We start from the raw sequence: 7,044 nt of genomic DNA on the forward strand, positions 1-7,044 counted from the left end.
TCGTCAGTTGCCGCGATGCCAACAACCAGGCGATCTACACCCTCAAGGGAAAGCCGCTCAACGTTTGCGACCTCAAGCGCGACGCGCTCTACAAAAACGTGGAGATCTACAACCTGATGCGCGGCCTCAACATCGAGGAAAACCTCGACAACCTGCGCTACAACCACGTCATCCTCGCCACCGACGCCGACGTCGACGGCCTGCACATCCGCAACCTGATGATCACCTTTTTCCTGCGCTTCTTCGAGTCGCTCGTGCGCGAAGGGCACTTGAAGATTCTCGAAACGCCGCTGTTCCGCGTGCGCAACAAGAAGGAGACGATCTACTGCTACTCCGAAGAAGAGCGCGTCGCCGCCATCAATAAAATCGGCCGCGGCGCGGAGATCACCCGATTCAAAGGGCTCGGGGAAATCTCGCCCAAGGAGTTCAAGGATTTCATCAGCGACGACGGCATGCGGCTCTCGCAGGTGAACATTAAAGGCGACCACTCCATTTCGGAGATTCTCTCCTTTTACATGGGCAAAAACACGCCCGACCGTCGCGACTTCATCATGGACAACCTCGTCGTCGACGCCGAAATGCTTTAGGAAATTTGAACCATGGCTAATCACAAACCAGACGAAGAATTGGAACTGTTCGGGAATATTCCAGACCCGGCCGACGACGCCGCCGAAGAAGAAACGGCCGATGTGGAGGAAGAGCCCGCCGAGGATGCGGAACCCGAAACCGACGAAAAGAAAGGCTTCGATCCGCTGCATGCGGAGCATGGCCCGCTCAACAGAATGGTGCGGCAAAACTTTTTGGAATATGCGACCTACGTCATCTGCGACCGCGCCATTCCCGCGCTCGAAGACGGCCTCAAGCCCGTACAGCGCCGCATCATGCATGCGCTCAAGGAGAAGGACGACGGCCGCTTCATCAAGGTCGCCAACATTGTCGGCCACACGATGCAGTACCACCCGCACGGCGACGCCTCGATCGCCGATGCGCTGGTGACGCTGGCCAACAAGCGCTACCTGATCGAAGGGCAGGGAAACTACGGAAACATTTTCACGGGCGACCGCGCGGCCGCCTCGCGTTATATCGAGTGCCGCTTGACCCCGCTGGCGCGCAACGAGATCTTCAACAAGGAGCTGACCGAGTGGATCCCGAGCTACGACGGCCGCAACAAGGAGCCCGTCAGTCTGCCGTGCAAGCTGCCGCTGATGCTGATGCTCGGCGCGGACGGCATCGCCGTCGGCCTTTCGACCTGCATCCTGCCGCACAACTTCATCGAGTTGCTCGAAGCGCAGATTGAAATCCTGCGCGAGAAGAAACGCACCCCCGTCGAACTCAACCTGCTGCCGGACTTCCAGACCGGCGGCCTGATGGATGTTTCGGAATACAACAAGGGCAACGGCAAGGTGAAGCTGCGCGCCAAGATCGAAATGCGCAAAAACAACCGACTCGTCATTACCGAAGTGCCCCACGGCACCAATACGGAATCCTTGACGGCCTCGATCGAAGACGCGGTCAAAAAGAAAAAGGTGCCCGTGCGGCAGATCGACGACTTTACCGCCGAGAAGGTGGAAATCGAACTGACGCTCTCCCCCGGCGCCTCGCAGGAAAAGGCCATCCAGGCGCTGTATGCCTTCACCAAATGCGAAACCTCGGTTTCGAGCCGGCTGATCTGCCTGCGCGAAAACCGCCCGGTCGAGATGACGATCGACGAAGTGCTGCGCGAAAATACGGCTCAGTTGCTCGTCATCCTGGAAAAAGAGCTGGAGCTGCGCAAAGCCAAGCTGCTCGACGATTTCCACGGCAAAACCCTCGTCCAGATCTTTGTCGAAAACCGCATCTACAAACTGATCGAGCAGTGCAAAACCTACGAGGCGGTCTACGAAGCCATCTACAAGGGGCTGGAGCCGTTCAAAGGCCAACTGCGGCGCGCGATCGTCGACGAAGACATCGAAATGCTGCTGGGCGTACGCATCAAGCGCATCTCGCTGTTCGACATCGAGAAAAACCGCAAGGATATCGAAGAGATCCTGGCCGAACTCGCCGAGGTGGAAAAGAATCTGGCCGCGCTCAACGGCTACGCGATCCGCTACCTCAAGCGGCTGATCAAGGAATACCGGGGCCAGTATCCGCGCTGCACCGAGTCGGCCTGCTTCAAAGAGATCGAAGTCCGCGAGCTCACCGCCACCGAGCTGCAGATCAAACGCGACGAAAACGGCTACATCGGCACCAACGTCAAAGGCGAAACCATCCTCGAATGCTCCTCGCTCGACAAGCTGCTGGTGATCTGGAACGACGGCAAATACAAGGTGATGCCGCCGCCCGACAAGCTGTTCGTCGACGAAAGCCTGGAGCGTTGCGAAATCTTCGACCGCGACCGGCCGTATACCGCCGTCTACACCGATTCCCGCGTCACCTACCTCAAGCGCTTCCAGTTCGGCGGCGCCATCATGAACCGCGAGTATTTCCTGTCGCAGGGCGAAAAATCGAAGCTCAAGCTGCTCGTCGACGGTACGCCCGAGGCGATCTACGTCAAATACCAGCCCGCCAAGGGGCAGCGCATCAACCAGCAGAAATTCCGCCCGTCCGACATCGCCATCAAGGGCGTCAAGGCGCGCGGCAACCGGATGACGACCAAGAACATCAAGTATATCGGCATCGAACCCGGCCGTTGGTGGGATGCCAACAACGACGGCGCGATGCCCGACGGCGTGCTGCTGTAAGCCGCGCTATTGCGGGATAAACAGCTTTTGGCCCACGTAAATCTGGTCGGACTTGAGGTTGTTGGCCTTCATGATGGCGGAAACCGTGGTGCCGTATTTCGCGGCGATCGTGGAAAGCGTGTGCCCGGATTGGACCTCGTGCTCGTAGCCGCCCTGATGTTGCGACGAGCTCGACGGGCGGCTGGCAACGCTCTTCTTCAACAACGCTTCGACGCGGCGGATCAACTCGTCCATCTCGCGCTTTTGCTTGGCTTCGAGCGCGCCCATCTTGGCGTTGAGCGAGCCAACCTGGCTGTTGAGGGAGCGGACGTCCGCGCGCAACTGCTGGACCTCCTGCACCATGCGCGCATTTTCCATTTCGACGGTTTCAACCTGGCCCCTGACGCGATAGACTTGCTCTTCGGCATGGCGCTGGGCGGCCAGCTGCCGGGCCTGCGCCTCGCGGTGCTGCTGCGGGGTCTGCATGGTTTCGCATCCGGCAAGAAGAAGAACCGAAAGCGAAGATAAACTTACGATGGTTTTATATTTCATGGTTCGATCCACATTTGGGAACCGCGGAATGTCCAACAAGGAATCTTTAATTTCGGAAGGAAGCGGCTTCCGCTCCTCCATTATCCCCGTTTTCGTTCTTCGGTTCGGTGTTCGTTATTCAATATTCGAGATTCAAGCGAAGCGCTCAGGGTTTCCAAAGGTAAAGGAATCTGGGCGAGTCCATGGCGGTAAAGTCGGGCAGCGACGGGGCTTTCGAGGCCATCAGCATATCGAAGAAGCTCATCGTCTCGCTGTAGCGGACCAGATAGAGATCCTCCACGTCCAACAGGTCGGCGAGTTTGTCGAGCGCGTCCTGGAAATAGCCGACGCCATCGATCAGATTGTGCTCCACGGCCTGCCCGGCGCTGAAGACGCGCCCATCGAGCAGCTTGCGGCTCTCGAGTCCGCGCGCGGTTTCGACGATCGAGGCAAAACGATCCTGCATGCCGTCGACGAGCTCCTGCATCATGGCAAGGTGCTTCGGGTCGACCTCCTCGAACGGATTGAGCATATCCTTGTTTTCGCCGGAGGCGATGGTGACGGAAGAGAGGCCCACCTTGTCGGCCAGCCCCTTCATGTTGAGCGTCTGCATGATGACCCCGACGGAACCGACGATCGCGGTCGGCTCGGCCATGATGAAGTCGCCCGCCATGGCGGCATAGTAGGCCCCCGATGCGCCGAGGTCGCGGACAAAGACCATCACCACGCGCGCCTCGTCCGCCCGCTTGAACCGCTTCAGGGCGGCGTAGATTTCGTCGCTGGGCGTCACGGCGCCGCCGGGGGAGTCGACCTCCAGCAGGATGGCCTTCACCTCTTCGTCGATGGTGGCGCAACGGATTTGGTAGAGGATGCTTTCCACCATGTCGGGTTCGTAGCCGATCAACCGCTGTTGGCGGCCCCGCATGATGACGCCGGAGAGGGCGATCCGCACCACCTTGGTTTCGCCGTATCCATAGGACCAGACCTCGTCGTACGAGGGCTCTTCGTCCACCGGGTAATCGGTATCGGCCTTGGCCGTCCGCGACACGAGCGATGCGAGCAGGCCGAGATTCATCAATCCGCTCATCGCGAGCATGGCCGCAAGAACCGCCACCGCGATCCACAATCCTGTCTTCGATCCTTTTTCGGCCATGTTGCTCTCCTGGAAATCCAATGGCCGAACACCATAGAGGGTTCCCCCCATTATTTGAATAAATAAATTCCAATGGCCGGAAATAATCCGCTATTTTCTCCGGATCAGTGCAAAACGGAGAGAAGACCTTGGACTATTTGAAACGAGCGAGAGCAGTGCTGGACATCGAGCTGGCCGGCATCGAAAAAGTGAAAAACGAATTGGGCGAAGGTTTCGTCCAGGCGGTCGACGCCATTTTGGAAACGATCGACAACGGACGCGGCAAGGTGGTCGTGACCGGCGTCGGCAAAAACTGGCACATCGGCAAGAAAATCGCCGCAACGCTCACCAGCACCGGCACGCCGACCGTCGCCATGCACCCGATCGAGGCCATGCACGGCGACTTCGGCATTGTTTCCGACCACGACATCGTGCTGGCGATGAGCTATTCCGGCGCCTCCGACGAGCTGATCACGGTGCTGCAGCCGATCAAGCGCAAGGGCGTCAAGATTATCGCCCTGACCGGGGTGATGGATTCCCCGCTGGCGGAACACGCCGACATCATCGTCTCGGTCAAGGTCGAGAAAGAGGCCTGCCCGTTCAACATGGCGCCGACCACCAGCACCACCGCCACGCTGGCGCTTGGCGACGCGCTGGCGATGGTGCTGCTCGAAGCCCGCGGCTTCAAGATCGAGGACTATGCCAAACTCCACCCCGGCGGCGCCATCGGCCGCACCCTGCTGCTGCACGTCTCCGACGTCATGCGCACCGGCAACCGCTGCGCCACCGTCCCGTCCGGACATCTCGTCCGCGAGGCGCTGCTCGCCATGACCGGCGCCAAGGCCGGCTGCGTCGCCGTCGTCAACGAAGACCAAACCTTGGCCGGAATCATGACCGACGGCGACCTCCGCCGCCACCTCATCGAAACCCCCAACCTGACCGAGCACTCCGTCGACGAAGTCATGACGCGCAACCCCAAAACGCTCAAGCCCGACATGCTCGCCCTGGAAGTCCTCAACATCTACGAACAATGCAACATCGACGACCTGATCGTGGTCGACGACCAAAACCGCGTCGTCGGCGCCGTCGATATCCAGGACATGCCGAAGCTGAAGATTCTTTAGGCAACCTATTGAGCCCAAAAAACAAATTTGGAAACCTAAAGTTGAATGATCCCGTTCAGCTCTACTTGACTGGTAATCGTCTGGAAAAAACGAAGAAATCTGGACTACCGTTCATGGAGTTTTTTGCAGGGATTGGCTTGGTAAGATATGCTCTGGAGCGTCAAGAATGGCAGGCAGTATATGCAAATGACATCGCAGCAGATAAAGAGCAAATGTACTGCGATCATTTTGGAAGTAAGGATTCAGAATTCGACCTTGGTGATATACATCAGGTAGACGCTAATAAGCTACCACAAGCACTGTTGGCAACTGCGTCATTCCCATGCACTGATTTATCCCTTGCAGGTGCGAGGGCTGGCTTAAACAAAGGGAAACAATCATCCGCATTTTGGGGATTTATCGATATTCTTAAATCATTGAAAGATCGCCGCCCTCCACTTGTAATGCTGGAAAATGTTCCCGGGTTTTTAACCTCTCACAAAGGCAAGGATTTCCACGAAGCCCTACAAGCCTTGAACAACCTCGAATATGCGGTTGACACGTTTATTATCGATGCAATGGACTTTGTCCCCCAAAGCAGAAAGCGCTTGTTTATTATCGGAAAGAAGAAATTATATTTTGATCCGAATCCCCAGGCCATCGAAGAATCCACCCTAAGACCCAAGGCCCTTACGTCTTTCATCCACCAACACCCTGACATTACGTGGAATATAAAAAGACTCCACCTAGAACCAAAGCGAACTGATCTGTTGAATGATATTATTGAAGATGTACCACTGAACTCCAAATTATGGTGGGATGTTAAACGGGCAAGTTATCTCCTTTCGCAAATGAGTCCTAAACACAGCACATTAGCCACCGAAATGATTGCACAGAAAAAATGGTCGTATGGAACTGTTTTCAGACGTGTCCGGAATGGAAAGAGTATGGCAGAACTCAGAACAGATGGAATCGCTGGATGCCTGCGAACGCCAAAGGGAGGGAGTGCAAAACAGATCCTGTTTAAGGCGGGGTTTGGCCGCTATCACATTCGGCTTCTCACCGCGAGAGAGTGTGCCCGCTTAATGGGAGCAGATGACTTTGTATTACAAGTGCCCCCAAATCAGGCCTATTTTGGTTTTGGAGACGCCGTGTGTGTTCCGGTCATCGAGTGGATCGCCAAGAATTACCTCAACCCTTGCATTGCTGAAATTTCCGACAAGCTTAAATAAAAGGAAAACACTATGACTCCATTGGAAAAAGCTCTGCATGAATTCGCCACTCCCAAACGAATCAAACAGAAAGGATTCCTGAGCATGGGACTTGTGATTACGAGAGCCGCTCAAATCACAGACTTTCCGTTAAATGCGGAGGATTTTCTCTCAGGTAGCACAGGACAAGTAAAGGGTCTCGGTAAGACCGCAGTTCAGAAAATCTTGAAAAATCATGACATTGACCGAGTACTTGCAGAAGAATGCGGACAGAAGTGGCCTCGGTTTTTAAACCGGTCGACCGTCAGTTTAAGCTATGCCGCATAGGCTCCGGTTCCTTTGGTTTCCTTCCTCCCCCGGGGGAGGAA

The 7,044-nt window shown here is 56.3% G+C and carries 7 protein-coding genes; 5 read left to right on the plus strand and 2 right to left on the minus strand.

The features are described from left to right. Positions 1 to 587, plus strand: a 587-nt coding sequence (locus ABYO54_RS11905) for a toprim domain-containing protein (RefSeq protein WP_372808474.1), incomplete at its 5' end; no start/stop codon positions are given. 12 nt (positions 588 to 599) lie between these two features. Continuing rightward, on the plus strand, positions 600 to 2,720 hold the full coding sequence (locus tag ABYO54_RS11910; protein WP_372808475.1) for a DNA topoisomerase IV subunit A: 2,121 nt from the start codon (positions 600 to 602) through the stop codon (positions 2,718 to 2,720). Between the two features lie 6 nt (positions 2,721 to 2,726). Here ABYO54_RS11910 and ABYO54_RS11915 read toward each other — a convergent pair whose 3' ends face one another. After that, positions 2,727 to 3,251 (minus strand): LysM peptidoglycan-binding domain-containing protein, encoded by a 525-nt coding sequence (locus ABYO54_RS11915; protein ID WP_372808476.1) that lies wholly within the window; start codon positions 3,249 to 3,251, stop codon positions 2,727 to 2,729. A gap of 145 nt (positions 3,252 to 3,396) precedes the next feature. Then, positions 3,397 to 4,383: a signal peptide peptidase SppA gene (gene sppA / locus ABYO54_RS11920; RefSeq protein ID WP_372808478.1), complete on the minus strand. Its 987-nt coding sequence runs from the start codon at positions 4,381 to 4,383 to the stop codon at positions 3,397 to 3,399. A 128-nt stretch (positions 4,384 to 4,511) separates the two neighbouring features. Here sppA and ABYO54_RS11925 point away from each other — a divergent pair, with 128 nt between their 5' ends. The 3 genes from ABYO54_RS11925 to ABYO54_RS11935 are packed head-to-tail and all read left to right on the plus strand — an operon-like array spanning position 4,512 to position 7,003. Further along, the gene (locus tag ABYO54_RS11925; protein WP_372808479.1) at positions 4,512 to 5,486 is read left to right on the plus strand and encodes an SIS domain-containing protein; all 975 of its coding nucleotides are present in this window, start codon (positions 4,512 to 4,514) and stop codon (positions 5,484 to 5,486) included. Positions 5,487 to 5,527: 41 nt separating this feature from the next. Further along, entirely contained in the window at positions 5,528 to 6,697 is a 1,170-nt protein-coding gene (locus ABYO54_RS11930; RefSeq protein WP_372808480.1) for a DNA cytosine methyltransferase, read from the plus strand. Between the two features lie 12 nt (positions 6,698 to 6,709). Beyond that, entirely contained in the window at positions 6,710 to 7,003 is a 294-nt protein-coding gene (locus ABYO54_RS11935) for a DUF4928 family protein (protein ID WP_372808481.1), read from the plus strand. Positions 7,004 to 7,044 lie beyond the last annotated feature (41 nt).

The organism is Pontiella sp., from assembly GCF_041622395.1.
In the GTDB taxonomy this organism is placed as follows: Bacteria; Verrucomicrobiota; Kiritimatiellia; order Kiritimatiellales; family Pontiellaceae; genus Pontiella.